The sequence below is a fragment of the Moraxella pluranimalium genome (assembly GCF_002014825.1).
Lineage (GTDB): Bacteria > Pseudomonadota > Gammaproteobacteria > Pseudomonadales > Moraxellaceae > Moraxella > Moraxella pluranimalium.
Map to the genome: position 1 here is coordinate 12,881 of NZ_MUYU01000008.1, position 18,364 is coordinate 31,244.

At 45.0% G+C, this 18,364-nt stretch carries 19 protein-coding genes; 9 read left to right on the forward strand and 10 right to left on the reverse strand.

Annotation, left to right across the window (positions count from 1 at the left end; all coding sequences use genetic code 11):
- Window positions 1–148: 148 nt before the first annotated feature.
- Window positions 149–1,234 (reverse strand): hypothetical protein, encoded by a 1,086-nt coding sequence (locus B0680_RS03465; protein WP_078253665.1) that lies wholly within the window; start codon window positions 1,232–1,234, stop codon window positions 149–151.
- Between the two features lie 491 nt (window positions 1,235–1,725).
- Here B0680_RS03465 and B0680_RS03470 point away from each other — a divergent pair, with 491 nt between their 5' ends.
- Window positions 1,726–2,016, forward strand: a complete 291-nt coding sequence (locus B0680_RS03470; RefSeq protein ID WP_078253666.1) for an oxidative damage protection protein — start codon at window positions 1,726–1,728, stop codon at window positions 2,014–2,016.
- Window positions 2,017–2,049: 33 nt separating this feature from the next.
- A complete protein-coding gene (locus B0680_RS03475) occupies window positions 2,050–2,532 on the forward strand; it encodes an acyl-CoA thioesterase (protein WP_078253667.1) in 483 nt (160 codons plus the stop codon).
- Between the two features lie 130 nt (window positions 2,533–2,662).
- Here the strand turns inward: B0680_RS03475 and mpl are convergent, their stop codons facing one another.
- The 5 genes from mpl to B0680_RS03500 all read right to left on the reverse strand — a co-directional run bounded on the left by mpl (window position 2,663) and on the right by B0680_RS03500 (window position 7,773).
- On the reverse strand, window positions 2,663–4,039 hold the full coding sequence (mpl, locus tag B0680_RS03480) for a UDP-N-acetylmuramate:L-alanyl-gamma-D-glutamyl-meso-diaminopimelate ligase (protein WP_078253668.1): 1,377 nt from the start codon (window positions 4,037–4,039) through the stop codon (window positions 2,663–2,665).
- Window positions 4,040–4,086: 47 nt separating this feature from the next.
- Entirely contained in the window at window positions 4,087–4,593 is a 507-nt protein-coding gene (locus B0680_RS03485) for a disulfide bond formation protein B (RefSeq protein WP_078253669.1), read from the reverse strand.
- 12 nt (window positions 4,594–4,605) lie between these two features.
- Window positions 4,606–6,162 (reverse strand): glutamate--cysteine ligase, encoded by a 1,557-nt coding sequence (gene gshA, locus B0680_RS03490; protein ID WP_078253670.1) that lies wholly within the window; start codon window positions 6,160–6,162, stop codon window positions 4,606–4,608.
- 140 nt (window positions 6,163–6,302) lie between these two features.
- The gene (gene erpA / locus B0680_RS03495; protein ID WP_078253671.1) at window positions 6,303–6,644 is read right to left on the reverse strand and encodes an iron-sulfur cluster insertion protein ErpA; all 342 of its coding nucleotides are present in this window, start codon (window positions 6,642–6,644) and stop codon (window positions 6,303–6,305) included.
- 217 nt (window positions 6,645–6,861) lie between these two features.
- Window positions 6,862–7,773, reverse strand: coding sequence for an MBL fold metallo-hydrolase (locus B0680_RS03500; RefSeq protein ID WP_078253672.1), 912 nt, complete (start codon window positions 7,771–7,773; stop codon window positions 6,862–6,864).
- A gap of 107 nt (window positions 7,774–7,880) precedes the next feature.
- Between B0680_RS03500 and B0680_RS03505 the strand changes: the two genes are divergently transcribed.
- The gene (locus B0680_RS03505) at window positions 7,881–8,828 is read left to right on the forward strand and encodes a GlxA family transcriptional regulator (RefSeq protein ID WP_078253673.1); all 948 of its coding nucleotides are present in this window, start codon (window positions 7,881–7,883) and stop codon (window positions 8,826–8,828) included.
- Window positions 8,829–8,831: 3 nt separating this feature from the next.
- On the opposite strand, the gene B0680_RS03510 is transcribed toward B0680_RS03505, so the two are convergent.
- A complete protein-coding gene (locus tag B0680_RS03510; protein ID WP_078253674.1) occupies window positions 8,832–9,695 on the reverse strand; it encodes an AraC family transcriptional regulator in 864 nt (287 codons plus the stop codon).
- A gap of 151 nt (window positions 9,696–9,846) precedes the next feature.
- On the opposite strand from B0680_RS03510, the gene B0680_RS03515 reads away from it, so the two are divergent.
- Window positions 9,847–10,278, forward strand: a complete 432-nt coding sequence (locus B0680_RS03515) for an organic hydroperoxide resistance protein (RefSeq protein ID WP_078253675.1) — start codon at window positions 9,847–9,849, stop codon at window positions 10,276–10,278.
- Between the two features lie 64 nt (window positions 10,279–10,342).
- Entirely contained in the window at window positions 10,343–10,696 is a 354-nt protein-coding gene (locus tag B0680_RS03520) for a DUF1304 domain-containing protein (RefSeq protein WP_078253676.1), read from the forward strand.
- 10 nt (window positions 10,697–10,706) lie between these two features.
- Here the strand turns inward: B0680_RS03520 and B0680_RS03525 are convergent, their stop codons facing one another.
- A complete protein-coding gene (locus B0680_RS03525) occupies window positions 10,707–11,075 on the reverse strand; it encodes a winged helix-turn-helix transcriptional regulator (RefSeq protein ID WP_078253677.1) in 369 nt (122 codons plus the stop codon).
- Between the two features lie 160 nt (window positions 11,076–11,235).
- On the opposite strand from B0680_RS03525, the gene B0680_RS03530 reads away from it, so the two are divergent.
- A complete protein-coding gene (locus B0680_RS03530) occupies window positions 11,236–11,895 on the forward strand; it encodes an NAD(P)-dependent oxidoreductase (protein WP_078253678.1) in 660 nt (219 codons plus the stop codon).
- A gap of 85 nt (window positions 11,896–11,980) precedes the next feature.
- Here the strand turns inward: B0680_RS03530 and B0680_RS03535 are convergent, their stop codons facing one another.
- Window positions 11,981–12,871, reverse strand: a complete 891-nt coding sequence (locus tag B0680_RS03535) for a LysR family transcriptional regulator (protein ID WP_078253679.1) — start codon at window positions 12,869–12,871, stop codon at window positions 11,981–11,983.
- 121 nt (window positions 12,872–12,992) lie between these two features.
- Here B0680_RS03535 and B0680_RS03540 point away from each other — a divergent pair, with 121 nt between their 5' ends.
- From B0680_RS03540 to ettA, 3 genes are all read left to right on the forward strand, one after another.
- A complete protein-coding gene (locus tag B0680_RS03540) occupies window positions 12,993–13,847 on the forward strand; it encodes an MBL fold metallo-hydrolase (RefSeq protein WP_143821341.1) in 855 nt (284 codons plus the stop codon).
- 35 nt (window positions 13,848–13,882) lie between these two features.
- Window positions 13,883–14,515, forward strand: a complete 633-nt coding sequence (locus B0680_RS03545) for a DsbA family protein (protein ID WP_078253681.1) — start codon at window positions 13,883–13,885, stop codon at window positions 14,513–14,515.
- Between the two features lie 110 nt (window positions 14,516–14,625).
- Window positions 14,626–16,287 (forward strand): energy-dependent translational throttle protein EttA, encoded by a 1,662-nt coding sequence (ettA, locus tag B0680_RS03550; RefSeq protein WP_078253682.1) that lies wholly within the window; start codon window positions 14,626–14,628, stop codon window positions 16,285–16,287.
- 111 nt (window positions 16,288–16,398) lie between these two features.
- On the opposite strand, the gene glmS is transcribed toward ettA, so the two are convergent.
- On the reverse strand, window positions 16,399–18,237 hold the full coding sequence (gene glmS / locus B0680_RS03555) for a glutamine--fructose-6-phosphate transaminase (isomerizing) (RefSeq protein WP_078253683.1): 1,839 nt from the start codon (window positions 18,235–18,237) through the stop codon (window positions 16,399–16,401).
- Between the last annotated feature and the right edge of the window lie 127 nt (window positions 18,238–18,364).

Here is an 18,364-nt window from a genome sequence, read left to right on the forward strand (position 1 = left end):
GAGGCCGATTTTCGGCTTTGGATATTGGTAAAACAAAAAAGCATTCGCTGAACATGATGTCATGCGAATGCTTTGACAGCCTTGCAAAGAATTAAGAAATAATTATTGCGAAGATGTAATTATGTATAGTGCAAGAACTAGCTAATTGCTAGTCAAACATGATGTCACACTTAGGTAATAGTTCTTGCAATTCATCTTTTTGCTCATCTGTCAAATGATCGGTAATTTCCGTATTTCTCAAATCAAGAATGAGTAATTTTTGCAGAGATTTGGCAATATTAAATAAATTTTCAATATCTTCTTCTGGATCATCGGCGCCAATACTAGTGTCGCTCAAATCAAGATGAGTAAGATTTTTGATTCCCGCTAAAGAATGTGGGATAAAACTTAGGGTATTATCATGTTTGAAGCTTAATGATTTTAATTCCGACAGATATGCCAATCTATCGAAATGTTCAAAGCAAAAGCCTACAAGCCAGCTGCCAACTTCAGACTGAGAGGCTTCAGTGACAGACAGATGCTCAAGTTCCACAATATAGTCATTGACAAGATAGGGCATTAAGGCGTCATTTGCTTCCTGATTTAATTGCTCGATAGATCTGTGGTAAATATAGAACGCACCATCTTCATCTGTTTCACAATTATTATCACTTAATATACCCAATTGTCTTTCAAGCTCATAAAGTAGCAAAAAGCGCATATTGCTACCTGCGTTTAGCCACCACTCCCAGTTTTCATTTGCCTTTTCATCTTCATCAATGCTTTCATCGATGTCATCGGCATCATCTTGGTGTAACTCGCCATTTAATAAGTCAATGAGTTTCGCCCCCATGGTCTGAGTATTCCAGTTCTTATCATAATCTTCATTCATGTCAGCAAAAATCAAGCGCAAAATGGCTTTGGTGCTGTCAGGAGTAATGGTGATAATATTGTTTGCAGACTGTTCAATGGTGTGTTTGTATAGCCCATCCACACCATTAAAGATGGCTGCTTTTTTGGCATCGGAAGATACTACGTTGCTAGCATCTTGTGCATGCAAAAAGTCGATAAGCTTTGCACCAAACTGCTGAGTCGTCCAACTTGTCTCATAGTCAAAACCACAATGTTTGGCGATTAGACGAAGTTGTGCTTTTGTGCTAACGGGAATAACTTTGATAGAATTGTCTTCTAAGCGCTGAATGGTGTGTTGGTGCTTGCCGTTACTGCCAAGATATTCGGCATAATTATCACTCATAAAAACTCCTATAATTTCTGATTGCATTTCTCGTTGCGAGATAGAGAATAATGTAACTAGCATTGATTCCGACAAGCTTAAGCGCTTCATCTGTGGATTCGGTGCTAAGCCATCAGGATTCATTCATAATCTGATAAGTTACTACCATTCGATTGACAGAATGATTATATCTTTTGTATTTGGGAAACGCTTTTTAAAAGCTACAATCACAGCAGATTCGCTCTTGCCGTCTGCTCTGAAATAACTGCAATTCATTTTGTTTTTTCCCACTTGAGCTGGTATACTCAAATCGAACAGTTTTTGCTGTATATTGAGCCATTAGGTTCATCCTTAATGTTTGCTAAAGCTTATTTGTATTCTACTTCTCCCTTACGCACCGTGTCAAGCTTTATGTAGAAGAAATTAGATGACCGACAAGCTTGAATACAAAGAGCTGAATTTTAAGAGAAGGTTTGTTATAATGGGTTGTTAAATACCACCAAGGACTACCTATGCAAACCTTTAACCCAGCTGAGCACATGGTGTTTTGTCGTAAATACAAAGAAAATTTGCCAAAACTGCCAAATCCGCCATTTCCCAATGCCAAAGGTCAAGAAATCCAAAACACCGTGTCTGCCAAGGCATGGAATGAGTGGATTGAACTACAAACCATGCTGATTAACGAAAATCATCTTAGTATGATTGACCCAAATGCCAAAGCATTTATCAACGAACAGCGTGAAAAATTTCTTGATAATGCCGATTATCAAAAGCCGCAAGGCTACACACCGCCAAAGGCATAATCAAATTGCATGAATTGATGGTAAGGATATGCTATGCTTAAGATTGAGAATATTATTGAGCCGATTTTGGTGGGTGATGCTCGCCCAAGCAGCTTGGTAGAATTTCCCGTTGTCCATGTCCAGCCTGTCCAATGGGGCGATATGGATAGTTTTAAACATCTAAACAATGTCGCCTATTATCGTTATGCAGAGTCGGCGCGTATCAGCTATATGCGTGCGCTTGGACTCATGCATGAGCGTGAGGATTTGCTGACGATTTTGGCAGGTTCAAGTATGCAGTATCGCCGTCCGGTCAATTATCCAGATACCTTGCTGATTGGCGTGCGTATCAAGCATCTTGGCAATACGAGCCTTGTGCAAGAATACACGGTGTTCAGTCATGACCAGCAGGCGGTTGTGGCGATGGGCGAGGCGGTGATTGTTCGCACTGACAGTACTATGTCAAAGACGCCGTGGACGGATGCTGAGCGAGCATTGATTGAGGCTTTTGAAGGTCGCAAGTTTGAAAAAGCCTGACTAAGCAAGTCTTGATTGGTTCTGACCTAATTTTTTGATTTGCCAAACCAAATCATTGCAAAAAAACAAACCCTGCCGATGAAAGTTGGCAGGGTTTGTTTGTCGATGCGCCTGAATAAGACGGATAGAATTAAGCGAGTGCCGCCACAATCTTACCATGAATGCCTTCAAAGCCCCCATTTGACATGATGATGATGGCATCACCTGCGGTGGCATTCGCCTTGATGTGGTCGATGATGGCATCGACGCTATCTAGCACTAGCTGATTTGGCGCATCACCGATGGCATCGACAAGCCCCCAAGTCAAGCCCTTTGGTTCATACCAAATCACCTGATCAGCGAGCGATGCCGATGGCGCTAGGCTATCACGATGACTGCCAAGCTTCATGGTGTTTGAGCGTGGTTCGATAATCGCCCAAATACGGCGGTCAGCTAGGCGTTTTTTAGCGCCATCAAGTGTCGTGGTGATGGCGGTCGGGTGGTGAGCAAAGTCATCAAAGACCAAGATGTCATTCACATCACCGATCAGCTCCATACGGCGCTTGATGCCACCGAAGCTTGATAGTGCAGCACAAGCTGTCTCGACGCTGACACCGATATGGTGCGCAGCGGCGATGGCGACCAGGCCATTATTGACATTGTGCAGACCGCTCATGCCCCAATGCACTTCGCCCATCTCATCGCCAAAACGAACGCCAAATGCTGAGCCGTCAGCTGACTGTAGTGTCGCCTGCCAATCACCATCACCGTCGATGGCGGTGCGTAGCACTGGTGTCCATACGCCTTTGGCTAGGGTTTCTTCTAGGCTGTCAGTGTTTGATGGCATGATGATTTGCCCTGAGCTTGGAATCATGCGAATCATATGATGAAACTGCGTCTGAATGGCGTCCAGATTGGCAAAAATATCCGCGTGATCATATTCTAAGTTGTTCAAAATCGCAGTCGTCGGGCGATAATGCACGAACTTAGAACGCTTATCAAAAAACGCCGAATCATACTCGTCCGCTTCGATGACAAAATACTGCTCACCTAGGTGACTAGAATGAGCAAAAGCACGCTGCAAGCGTTCATCTTCGGTGGCAACGAGTGGCACACCACCAATCAAAAAGCCCGTATCAATCCCTGCATACTGCAAAATCCATGACAGCATGGTCGTGGTCGTAGTCTTGCCATGCGTACCTGCGACAGCAAGCACATGGCGATTTTTTAGCACTTGTTCATAAAGAAACTGCGGGCCCGATGTATAAGGCAGGTGCTGATCGAGCATATACTCCACCGCTTCCATGCCGCGCTTACAGGCGTTGCCCACCACCACCAAATCCGGTGCAGGGTCTAGATGTTCGGCTTTGTATCCTTCCCAAATCTCCACGCCAGCGTCTTGTAGCTGTGTGCTCATCGGTGGGTAGATGTTGGTATCTGAGCCTGTGACAGTATGACCTAGATCACGAGCCAGTAGTGCAAGCGACCCCATAAATGTGCCACAGATACCAAGGATATGAATGTGCATAATTGACCTTTAAAACTGTAAAACTTGAAAATAATAAATGGATAAAATTAAGGTTGGTTTTTTAAGATTTTTTTCAAAATCACACCTTGTACAACCAAGGCAAAGATAAACATAATCAGCGCCTGTGCAGGGATGGATAGCCCAAGCACCGTCCAGTCGATGATGGTGCAGTCGCCTTTGGCAAATAGAACTTTTGAAAAGACATCACCCATCGGCATGGTGTCAATCATATAGTTGAGCCCTGCGCCACATTCGACCATCTCGGTTGATGGGAAATAATGAATCCAAGTATGACGAGCAGCGACGCCAAGCCCCCACAGCGTGCCTGCCATGCCACCTAACCAAAATAGCAGGCGGACGGTTTTGCCTTTTGGATTAAAGATGGCTGCCAATAGCGCAAACACGCCCAAAATCCACAGACCAATCCGCTGAAAGATGCACAGCGGGCACGGGTCAAGGAATAAATAATTTTGTAGATAAGCGATGACAAAGACGCTGACCACGACCGCCATGACGACAAGTAGGGCATTTAGGGTGCGATAACTTAGGTTCATTGGGCGCTCCAGTTAGCGGTAGGCTTGCACATAGTCATAAAAATCAACGGTATCCGACGCTTCTAGGCGTGCTTGCTCGGCGATGGATTCGGCGGCGATGGCATCAAATTTGGCTTCGTCGGCGCAACTTAGTGCATGACGCAGTAATTCGCCTTGATGTTTTTGGGCGAGCAGTTTACCCAGCGCCCATGTGCCACCGGCTCGGCGTGAGTCGGCTTCGATTTGTGCGGAGAGCGTAAAATCAGGATTGGTGGCTTTGCCTTGCATCATCGCCAGCGCACTGCGGTAGTCATTGCCCCCATGATGCGCATCAAAGGCGTCAGCGATACGCTGCATCTGCGATAGATGATGGACAATCCAATCATGCAGGCAAACCTCGCCAGTCTCGGTGCTGATGGTGATACCGCTTTGGCGACCGTGATTGACGACGGTTTCGATGTTTTTGTTCAGGCGTTTTTCTTCATCAGGCAGTAGCGCAGGCGATTCATTGAGCAGGCAGTACAGTGCCAAGACTTCCAAGAAACACGCCGTCGGCACGCTGATGCCGATATCGACATAGGGGTCTAGGTCAATGGCTCGAAATTCCACATAAGCAATGCCCCGTGCCGCCAGTGCCGCCGTTGGCGTCTCGCCAGATTTGGTGGCTTGTTTTGGGCGAATCGGGCTGTAATATTCGTTTTCGATTTGTAGAATATGGCTATTAATCTGAATCGGATTGCCCTGCGCATCATCGACGCCGATGGCTTCAAAGTCGGCATACGGCGTGCCGATGGCTTTTCGCAGACCTTGAATATATTCATCTAGGTCATTATAGCGAATATCCAAATCTTCTTGGACGCTGTTGGTGTAGCCAAGCTTGCCCATGCGTAGGCTCGTGCCGTCGGGCTGATAATAGCTACAAGTCTCGCCAAGTCTGACAAGGCTATGCTTACGCCCACTCAAAAATGTCCCACACACCGCAGGGCTAGCACCAAGTAGATACAGCACCAGTGGCGTTAGGCGTTTAAAATTGCGAATCAGTGCCAGATATTTGGCATTTTTAAAGCTTGCCAAATCCTTGCCATCGTCATCGGCAGCGTGCCATGCGCTAAACAAATCATCGCCCACAGACAGATTATAATGCAGTCCTGCAATCGTCTGCATCTTGCGACCATAACGCACGCCAAGTCCCGAGCGGTATAGGGTCTTAAGCTTACCAATATTGGATGTGCCATAGTCCGCCAGTGGAATGTCGCTGTCGGTATCTGATGACATACACGGCATCGACATCGGCCACATCAGCTCATCATTCTCAAGCGAGCGATGCACGAGTACATGCAAATCTCTGAGCATATCCAAAGCTTGTTTGATGGATGGCTTGGGGTCGGTGATGAGCTCAAGTAGATTTTCAGAATAATCGGTGGTGATATAAGGGTGGGTCAGCTTTGAGCCGAGCTTGGCTGGGTGAAAAGTCTTGGCAGAATAGCCATCAGGCTGCATCCGCAAACCTTCTTTTTCGATACCACGCTGCATCCCTGCAACCAAATGCGGTGCAAACCAAGTCGGTAGAGTAAAGGTTGATTGAGTCATGGTGCAATTCTTATGTTATGGTGTTTGCTTGTTGGATTGTCTTGTTATTATAAAGAGAAGCAAACCGCTTGGCAAAATAATTTGGGGCGCGGCGGTGTGCTGCTTTTGCATATCGATAGGCAAAAACGGCACACAAGCCCTTAGATAGAGAACGATGAGCCACAGCCGCAGGTGGTGGTGGCATTTGGATTATTGACAATAAAGCGAGAGCCTTCGAGCCCTTCGGTGTAGTCGATGGTCGAGCCTGCCAAGTATTGATAGCTCAATGAATCCACCACCAAAACTTCAGTACCATTATCAAAGGTGGCATCATCATCGCCCAATTCTTCAGCAAAATCAAAGCCATAGCTAAAGCCAGAACAGCCACCACCTGTCACATAGACACGAAGCATCAAGGCGTCATTGCCTTCGGTGGCTTTGAGCTTGGCAAGCTTGGCAGCGGCATTGTCAGTTAGGGTCAGACCAGTATTCCCAGTATTCATAGCGACTTTGTCCAAATAGTGTCCAAAAATTAATTCTTGACTTAAATAAGACCGATTGTCAATTATACAAGGTTTTGTTGTGGAAAATAAGTGATTTTTGGTAAATTTCACCGTGCTATACCACCGCCAAAATCAGCACAGTGGTAGATGAGCGATGCTCGCCAATAACAATGCCGCCGATTGTGGCGACAGTGTGTGATGTGGTTAAGCCATGGTTTTAAAACTTAATCACATCATTTTCTGCAGGTACAAATACTCTATCGCTAAATTTATGTGTTTTGATAAACTCACGCATTTGCTCACGACTGACCGTTGCATGGTTCACAGCGTCCATATGCACCGTGATGATTTGGGCATGGGGGACGGCTTTATAAGCATGAGCCACATCGTCCGTTCCCATAATCAAACTACCATCAAAACCTTTTAATTGGGCATAGCCTGTATTTAACACTAGCACATCAGGACGATAGTGTTTTAAGGCACTATTAACGTCATCATTCCAAATGGTATCGCCCACGACATACAGCGTTTTTTCACCACGAGCTTGAAAAACAACACCCATCGCATCACCTGCAATTTCTGCAACTTGTGGAATGGCATACATGGCATCTGTGCCATGCTGTCCGCCAGTTTTGGATAATAAGACATCGCCAAATTGTGTATTTTTGCCTAAAACTCTGACATCTTTAAACCCTTGTTCACGAATAATGCGTGCATCACCTGCATTTTGTACAAAAATCGGCAAATCTTTTGGTAAGCGGGTTTGGGCGACTTCGTCCCAATGGTCAGCGTGAGTATGGGTAACAATAATTGCATCGACACCTTTAATCACTTCATCAATGCTTTGTTTCATATCAATCAAAGGATTGCGTTTTTCGCTATTGACCGTGCCTTCAAATCCTGCATAACGCCCTTTTTCTGCCAAATATGGGTCAATCAAAAAGGTTTTGCCTGCATATTCAATTTTAGCGGTTGCATTACGAATATGTTGATATTCACTACTGGTTTGAGAGATTGCTGTTTTGGTCACAACCTGATGTGATGTCGCTTGACAAGCAGTTAAGCCAACAAGGCTTGCTAACATAAGACCTAAAGTGAATTTTTCAAACTTAACATTTTTGATAAACATAGCTTTCTCCAAAATTATTCAATGGTGTTGATGATGTCTATTTTATCAGCCTAAAATTTGTGCTACCATTGACCTATTTATCAAATAACGAAAGTTTTGGGTCAATTATGCAAAAACCTTATCGTATTGGTTTGATTCTGTATCCAGAGATTAGCCCTTTTCATTTTTCAGCACCATTTATGGTGTTTAGCCATTGTCAAGAAAATAATCAAGCTTTGTGTCAAATTCATATCATTGCCACGCCCAGTAGTTTAGCGAATCAAAATAAATTTTTGATACAAGCCGATGGTGATTTGGCATTGCTTGATGATTGTGATATGGCAATTATGTGCGGTTGGCATGATATTCACACACCGCCTGATGATGACTTGGTACAAGCCTTACAGCGGTTTTATGCCAAAGGCAAGAAAATTGTTGGGCTGTGTTATGGTACTTATGTGCTCGCTTATGCAGGATTGCTAGATGGTAAAAAAGCAACAACGCATTGGTATCAAAATGATGTATTTAAAACCTTATTTCCCAACGTACATTTAGATGAAAATGCCTTATATGTTGAAGATGGGCAAATCACAACATCGGCAGGTACAGTTGCTGGGCTGGATTGTTCGCTTGCGATTGTGCGGTCATTGTTTGGGCGTAAAGTTGCCAATCATGTGGCTAGGCTTTTGGTCGTATCACCACACCGATTGGGCGGACAGGCTCAATATATTGAAGAGCCTGTTTACGAGCATCATCAAGCAATGGGTGAATTATTGACACATATCCGCCAAAATCTCATGCATTCCTACCCGATTGATGAGTTGGCAAAACGCCTAAATATGAGCCGTAGTTCCTTTACTCGGCATTTTCGCCGTGCGACGGGACAGTCGTTTCATGATTGGCTGATTCATGCACGGGTGCAACAAGGGCGAGATTTGTTAGAAAGTCATACGCTATCTGTTGAGCAAATCGCTGAACATGTCGGATTTGGCACGGCGACGGCTTTTCGTGAACAATTTAAAAAGATTTATCAAGTATCGCCACAAGCCTATAGACGGCAGTTTTTGGGGGAATAGGCACTAATTGGCATCACTTTTTGGACACACCCCAAAATACCGCTTATATTCACGGCTAAATTGGCTTGGGCTTTCATAGCCGACCTGATGACATACTTGTGTGATTGGAATATTTTCTTTGATAATCAATTGCTTAGCCTGCATCAGCCGCAGCGATTTTTGGTATTGTAGCGGTGATAAGGTCGTGATTTGTTTAAAATGATGATGAAAGCCCGACACGCTCATACCGCACAGCTTAGCTAAGCTATCCACGGACACTGCATCACGATAGTGGCTTTGTAGATATTTGGTGGCCTTAGCGATTTTTTGGGTGTTGGAGTTGATGCTGACCATGCGTTTTAGTTTGTCGCCGTGCTCGCCGATGAGTAGCCGATAATAAATTTCTTGCTGAATCAGCGGTGCAAGAAAGGCAATATCATCTGGAGTTTCGTGCAAGAGTAATAACCGCTCAAAAGCGTGTTTGAGTGCATCATCCAGTTGCCATTGTCCAAAGCTATCTGCTGGCTGTGATGATGGCGCAAGGTCCACTGTATGATTGAGCAAAATCTGATGCACTGCTTGCCTATCAATTTTCATCGATAGCATCACAAACGGCTCATCGACGGTAGCATGGCGAATATTGCCACACATCGGCACATCCACAGGGCAGAACATAAACTGCTCATCGCCAAACACAAACACCTGCTCGCCGAGCTGAATTTCTCGCTCGCCACGAATGACAATGCAGATGCTCGACTCTTGGATGATATTTTCATAAGAAAAAGGCTTATCGGCATGATGAATGATTAAGCCTTGAATGGCAGAATGATAAGTTTGATTGTGCGGAATCACTTGTAATAAGCGGTTCAATTGGTTATCTGATAGCATGAGCGATTATCTAAATATCATAAAAATTTGTAGAAATAGGCAAGTATTTTGCAGTAATGATATACCGCTTATCGCCCAAAATCAATATAATAATCCCATCAACAGTTAATGCAGAACTAATTTTATAGTAATTAATATTTAAGGTGAATTTATGAAAATTTTCTATCATACATCAGCAACAGCAACTGGCGGTCGTGATGGTCATACCCAAGTTGATGATGGTTCAATCGGTTTTGATTTGGTATCATTTCAAAATACCAGTGGCAAAGTTGGCACTAACCCAGAACAGCTATTTGCAATGGGTTACGCCGCTTGCTTTGACAGTGCGATGAACCATGTTGCCCCAAGTTTGGGAATTAAACCGACCAAATCTAGCACGACTGTTGGCGTGGGTATCGGTCAAAAAGCGGACGGTGCATTTGCCCTAGATTTGGATATTACCATCACCGTTGAAGGCTTGAGCGTGGAAGATGCCAAAACATTGATTGAAAAAGCCCATGCAGTTTGCCCTTATTCTAATGCGACTCGTGGTAATGTCGATGTGCGTCTGCACGTCAATGTTGTGCAAACTTTTGATTTATAATCATTAAAATCATCGTATGCCATTTGTGCTATGCAAATGGCATATTTTTTATTGGAGAATGTCAATGTTATTTGTGGCAAAAATTGGCGTATTTTTGATAGCGATATTACATCTGTATATTTTGGTACTAGAGATGTTTTTATGGGACAAAACTGCAGGTAAAAAGACGTTTGGACATAATGATGAATTTGCCAAAACTACCAAAGTACTGGCAATGAACCAAGGCTTGTATAATGGCTTTTTATCCGCAGGGCTTTTTTGGTCATTGCTGTCGGTTAATTTTGTGGCATTGGCGTACTTTTTCTTGGGCTGTGTGGCAGTTGCAGGCGTGTTTGGAGCGATGACTGCCAGCAGAAAAATCATCTTTTTCCAAACCGTGCCTGCACTCATTGTCATGGGGCTTGTGGCGATAAGCTAGATGGCATGGCTTATTTGCTTGGCTGACTTGCCAAAATCTCACTCAAATTCTCTTCAAGCCAATCCACCAAATCAGCCAGTTTGATGCTTGCCGTTTGCCCATATTCGGTGAGCGTATATTCCACATGGGGCGGCACGGTGTTAAACGATTTGCGATGCACCATGCCATCTTGCTCAAGCTGTTGCAGGGTTTGCGTCAGCATTCGCTCGCTGATGCCTTCAATTTCACGGCGGATTTCGCTAAAACGCTTAGTGCCTGTGGCAAGTACAATCATCACCAGCACGCCCCAGCGGTTGGTGAGATGCTGTAGAATTTGGCGAGAAGGGCATTGTGCGGATAAAACTCGCCCTTTTTCAAAATCAAATGAATTTTTTGACATTTTTAAACCTTTTAAAATCAGTGACTTAGCAAAGTTTCGCTAAAAATTTTCATACTTACAAATTTGTAAGTACTTACTAAAAATAATTTATATATTTATAATACGCCACATCAAGCAATTTTGCAAGATTTTAACTGATTAAACAATTGGAGTATATGTTATGAAAAAATTTGCAGTCATCGGCGCAACAGGTTATGTGGGCGGGGCGGTTGTCAAAGAATTGGCAAGCCGTGGTCATCAAGTTACCGCATTTGTGCGTGATATCGCCAAAGCCCCACAAGCGGATAATGTAACAGCAGTCGTAGCTGATGTACATTCAGACAACTTTGCCGAGCAATTACAAGGCTTTGATGCGGTGGTGAGTGCATTTAACCCCGGTTGGACAAACCCAAATATTGGGGCGGATTTTACCCGTGGGGCAAATGCGATTGTAGAAGCAAGCAAAGTCGCTAATGTGCCGTATTTATTGGTTGTGGGTGGTGCAGGTAGTTTGTTTGTTGCGCCAAATGTGCAACTGATTGATACTCCTGCATTTCCAAAAGAGATTTTTGATGGGGCTAACGCTGCACGCAATTTATTAACTGACTTACAAGACCGCCGCGATGTCAATTGGGCGTTTATCTCACCGCCTGCCCTGCTTGGCGTCACTGCTGGCTATAGCGAAGAGCGTACAGGTGTATATCGTTTAGGCGATGATAATCTGTTGATGAATGGTGATGTACCTGCAGGCATTAGTGTTGCGGATTTGGCGATTGCGATTAGCGACGATGTAGAAAATAAAGCACATTTGCACAAGCGTTTTACTGTGGCAAGTAAGTAATTGAAAAATCAATAATAAAATGGTCAGTTTTGCTATTATCATTTGCAGAATTGACCATTTTTATTTTTAGGTAGTCTGAAAATTATTACCAATCCCTATCCGCAAAATACCCCACCAAAAAATCCACCAACTTCCGCACCGTCAATGGCAATTTATGCCGAGACGGGTACAGCAAATAAATCGTGAATTTGGGTAATTGCCAATCGGTCAACACCGCTTGCAGTTGCCCCGTTTGCACATGATGTTCAATCAAATATTTCGGCAACATCGCCACGCCACTATGCGACAACACGCTATTCAACAAAACGGTGGTTTCGTTGGTGGTTAATTGGCTGGTTAATTCTAATACATATTCTTGATTATTTTGATAAAAATACCATTCTTTGCGGTTGATATTGGCGTGGGTTAAATAGCGGTGTTGGCGTAAATCTTCGGGGTGCGTGGGCGTGCCAAATTTTGCCAAATATTCAGGCGTGGCAACAATCAACGAATGACAATCCGCCAATTTTCGCGCCACTAAATTCGGGTCGGGCTGATTGGTAATGCGTACCGCCAAATCAATGCGTTCAGCAACCAAATCCAGCAATTTATCGCCTAATTCCAAATGAATGTTTAAATTGGGGTGTTCACGCAAAAACACATTAACCGCTTGCGTCAAATGCACCGCCCCAAACGAACCACTACTGCTCAACCGAATATTGCCCCGCAAATCGCCTTGTTGTGCTGATAATTCTTGTTCTAATTCAATGCTTAACGCCAACATTTTTTGGCAAACAATCACGGCTTGTTCGCCAGCGTCTGTTAATTGCACTTGCCGTGTGGTGCGTTGAAACAAACGAGCGTTGAGCCATTCTTCCATTAGGGCAATATGCCGTGTAATCATGGGTTTGGACATATCTAAACGGTCGGCGGTGGCGGTAAAACTGCCTGTTTCAGCAACCGATAAAAACACTTTGATGGCGGTTAATTTGTCCATGTATGCTCCTAATTATTTCAAATAAAGAAATAATGATATTCAAAAATCGGTATTTTTCGCAAATTTTATTTCATTATAATACACATATTCAATGATTTTTTTAACTTTTAAGGTGAATAGTATGAACTTGAAAACAGTCTTTTTAACATTAACATTAGGTCTTTCTGCTGCTGCACATGCTGAATTAAATGTGAAAGTGTATCAAGCAGATAGCAATAGTTTTAATGTTACTTCCACGTTGGTAACAGGAGAAAAAGAAGCCATTTTGATTGATACGGGGTTTACTCGTGCGGACGCATTGCGTATTTCTGCCGATATTTTGGACAGCAAAAAGACGCTGACCACCATTTTAGTCAGTCAAGCCGACCCTGATTATTATTTTGGGGTAGAAACCATTAAAGAAATTTTCCCAAATGTTCAAGTGGTTACGACACCTGCGGTATTGGCAAAGATTGAAGCGAAATTACCCAATAAATTAGCCACTTGGTCGCCAAGAATGGGAGCAAATGCACCCCGTAAGCCGATTTTACCAACGGCATTAAACGGTACAACTTTGACGCTGGAAGGCGAAACCATTGAAATTCGTGGGACAAAAGGTCTGTTGGCACATCGCCCTTATGTGTGGATACCGTCTATTCAAACGATTACTGGCAATATTGGCGTATTTGGCAATATGCACGTTTGGACTGCCGATACGCAAACCAAATCATACCGTCAGGCGTGGATTGCCCAATTAGATGAGATGAAAGCCTTAAATCCGCAAAAAGTGATTGCAGGTCATATGGCACAAGGCACGGCATTGGATAGCACCGCCATTGATTTTACAAAAACTTATTTGCAAACTTTTGAGCAAGCATTAAAGGGCAAAGACAGTAGCACCGTCATTGCTACGATGGATAAGGCATATCCTAATTTACCTGCCAAATTCAATTTGGAATTAGGTGCAAAAGTGAATAAAGGTGAGATGAAGTGGTAAAAGTCATTTCAGGCAGCCTGAAAATTGGAAAAATCATGAAAATTTATTATCTTTTTGACCCGTTGTGCGGTTGGTGCTATGGGGCGAAACCTGCGTTAGAAACGGTTGCGTCTCAATATCCTGTGGAGCTTACGCCAACGGGTTTGTTTTTCCGTAGCGGTCGCGTGATGGACGCGGATTTTGCCCAATACGCATGGGGTAACGATGAGCGTATCGAACGCTTAACAGGGCAAGCATTCAGAACCGCTTATCGTGAAAATGTGTTGCAAGGCGGTGGGCAATTTGATTCACAAAACAGCTTATTGGCTTTGACTGCCGTCCGTGAAATGGCACCTGAACAAGAAATTGCCGTATTGAGTGCCTTGCAAACCGCGCGTTATGTGGACGGGCGCGACAATGCCGATTTGAGCGTGATTGCCGATATTTTGCAAACACAAGGTTTGGGCGATATTGTACCAACAGTAAGCGACCCTGTAACCGAAGACCATCTATTAGCATGCATTCGGTTTGGGCAGCAGTTGGCACAGCGTTTGGGCGTGTCGGGTGTGCCACAATTGGTGATTGAGCATGATGGCGGGTGGCTTATTGTACCAAATCAAGCCCTGTATGGTGATGGGCAAGCATTACTTGAATATCTAGGGCAGTTTAATGATAAAAACGGTGCGTGATGCGCCGTTTTTTACCACCCAAAACCCCAAAATCACCTTGCCCAAATCCTGTATCAATGCGATAATAAGCAGTTAAGCCTTTATTGTCATAAACCAAAAACAGGAAACTCATGGCTCAATATATCTACACCATGAACAAGGTGTCAAAAATTGTTCCCCCAAAGCGTGAAATCCTAAAAGACATCAGCCTATCATTTTTCCCGGGTGCCAAAATCGGCGTGCTCGGTCTAAACGGCGCTGGTAAATCAACGCTACTGCGCATCATGGCAGGCGTGGATACCGAGTTTAGCGGTGAAGCCCGCCCACAAGCAGGCATCAAAGTTGGCTATCTACCCCAAGAACCACAGCTCGACCCAAATAAAGATGTGCGTGGTAATGTCGAAGATGGCGTGCGTGAAGCACTAGATGCACTAGCTCGCCTTGACCAAATTTATGCTGAATATGCTGAGCCTGATGCGGACTTTGATAAGCTTGCCGCCGAGCAGGGCAAGATGGAAGACATCATCCAAGCATGGGATGCGCATAACCTAAACACCCAGCTTGAAAAAGCTGCCGACGCACTACGCCTACCCCCATGGGATGCGGATGTGTCCAAGCTATCAGGTGGTGAAAAACGCCGTGTGGCACTGTGCCGTCTGCTACTGTCCAAGCCTGATATGCTACTACTTGACGAACCGACCAACCATTTGGATGCAGAATCAGTGGCATGGCTTGAGCGTTTCTTAAAAGATTATTCAGGTACGATTGTTGCCATTACCCACGACCGCTATTTCCTTGACAATGTCGCTGAATGGATTTTGGAGCTTGACCGTGGCTATGGCTACCCATATCAAGGCAACTACACCGAGTGGCTTGAGCAAAAGAACAAGCGTCTAGAACAAGAGCAAAAGCAAGAAGAAGCTTTTGCCAAAGCCCTAAAACAAGAATTGGAATGGGTGCGTAAGAACCAAAAAGGTCAGCAAGCCAAGTCTAAATCTCGTCTAGAGCGTTTTGAAGAAATGAACTCTCGTGAATTCCAACAGCGCAACGAAACGGCGGAAATCTATATCCCACCAGGACCACGCCTAGGCAACAAAGTCATTGAAGTGAATAACATTTCAAAATCATTTGGCGACCGCCTGTTGTACGAAAACCTATCATTCACCGTGCCACCGATGGCAATTGTCGGCATCATCGGCCCAAATGGTGCGGGTAAAACCACACTGTTTAACATGATTTGCGGTAAAGACAAGCCAGATACCGGCACGGTCGAAGTCGGCGAGAGTGTCAAAGTCGCCTATGTCGGTCAGGTGCGTGATGAGCTTGATGACAATAAGACTGTGTGGGAAGAAGTGTCTGACGGGCTTGATATGATTACGGTTGGTGAATACACCACGCCAAGCCGTGCTTATATCGGCCGCTTTAATTTCAAAGGTCAAGACCAACAAAAACGCGTCGGTCAGCTATCAGGCGGTGAGCGTAACCGCTTACAACTTGCCAAGACGCTCAAGCAAGGGGCGAATGTTATCCTGCTTGACGAACCATCGAACGATTTGGACGTGGAAACTTTGCGTGCACTAGAAGATGCGGTGCAAGTATTCCCGGGTACAGTGATGGTGGTCTCGCATGACCGCTGGTTCCTTGACCGTATTGCCACGCATATCCTAGCATTCGAAGAAGAAGGCCCTGTGTGGTATGACGGCAACTACACCGAGTACGAAGCCTACCGCAAAAAGATGCTTGGTGCGGATGCAGGCCCTAAGCGTATGAAATATAAGAAGATTGGTGGCTAAGCCATCGATTGTAGAGGCGACAAGTCGGATGGCTTGTCGTTTTTTTTATTGACAGGATTATAAACAAAATGGCCCAACGCAGAGTTGAGCCATTTTGTTTGTTTATCGATATTATTCCACCGTCACCGACTTGGCAAGGTTACGTGGTTTATCCACATCTGTGCCACGCACTAGGGCGACATGATAAGACAATAGCTGTACGCCGATGGTATGAACGATTGGCGAGAGCACACCGACATGGCGTGGGGTGCGGATGACATGGATGCCATCACCAGCGGTGAAATCACTGTCTAGGTCAGATAGGACAAACAGCTCACCACCACGGGCGCTGACTTCTTGCATATTGGCTTTGACTTTATCAAGCAATCCATCATTTGGTGAGATGACGACGACAGGCATATTCTCATCCACGAGTGCCAACGGGCCATGCTTAAGCTCACCAGCTGGATAGGCTTCAGCATGGATATAGGTCAACTCTTTAAGCTTCAATGCGCCTTCTAGAGCGATTGGATAATGGATACCACGACCTAAGAATAGTGCCGATGGCTTGGCGGAGAATTTTTGTGCCCATGCGCCAAGCTGTGGCTCTAGGTTCAAGGCGTGCTGAATGCTACCCGGTAGCAGGCGTAGCTCTTCGGCATATTGCTCAGCAGTCTCATCGCTGACATGGCCACGGATCTTGCCCAAAGTTACCGCCAAGCCAAATAGCACTACAAGCTGTGTGGTAAAGGCTTTGGTGCTTGCCACGCCAATCTCAGCACCAGCACGGGTATAGATAGCCAGCGTTGAGCTGCGTGGTAGCGCCGATTCCATGACATTACAAATCGATAGGCTGTATTTGTGCCCTTGGGTCATGGCATATTTGAGCGCTTCCATCGTGTCAAGCGTCTCGCCTGATTGGCTGATGGTGACGATGAGTTCATTTTCATCACCGATGACATCACGATAGCGGTATTCGCTGGCAATCTCAACATCACAGCGGATTTTGGCGATGCTCTCAAGCCAGTATTTGCCTGTCAAAGCGGCATAATACGAAGTACCGCAGGCAAGGATTTTGATGCTGTTGATTTTGCCAAAGATTTCTGGTGCATCTTCGCCAAAGTTCTCAGCGATAAAGCCACCTTCCAAGAAAATCTCAGCCGTATCTGACACCGCACGAGGCTGCTCATAAATCTCTTTTTGCATAAAGTGGCTGTATGGGCCAAGCTCAAGCGATGCCAAAGACAGCTCAGAAGTTTTGATGATGCGTTCAGCTTCGTTGCCGTCTTTATCGAGTAGTTTGGTGATACCATCAGCGTGCAATAGGGCGATGTCGCCATCTTCTAGATAAGTCACTCGGCGAGTAAAGGCAATCACCGCCGACACATCAGAAGCGATAAAGATTTCATCATCACCGAACGCCACCAGCAGCGGACAGCCCATACGAGCAACAACCATTTGATTTGGCTGATCATTGGCGATGACGGCGATGGCATAAGCACCATGAAAGCGAGCAGTGGCTGACTGTACCGCTTGGTATAGGTCATGGCCATTATTGATGTATTCGTGGTGTACGCTATGGGCGATGACTTCGGTGTCAGTTTGTGATTCAAACACATAGCCCAGTGCTTCTAAGCGGCTGCGTTCGGCTTCAAAATTCTCAATGATGCCATTGTGCACCACCGAGATAAGTCCTGCTGAAATGTGTGGGTGTGCATTTGGTTCGGTGACGCCACCATGCGTCGCCCAGCGCGTATGACCGATGCCGGTATGACCATAGATTTCTTTGTTTTTGGCGGCTTCTTCCATCAAAGCCACACGACCAACACGACGCACACGGCGAATCCCTGTCTCGGTTTGCACGGCGATGCCTGATGAGTCATAGCCACGATATTCTAGGCGTTTTAGCCCGTCTGTCAAAAAATCAACCACATTATGATGGGTGCGAATAGCACCAACGATACCGCACATAAGCTGTTCCTTAGTATCAAAAAAATGTCAAAAATAAAAATCATCAACCGCAAGCACTTCGCCCCAAATCGTTAGGCAAGTATTTTGCGCATTAATCGTACTATTATATCACGCCATATTTGGACGA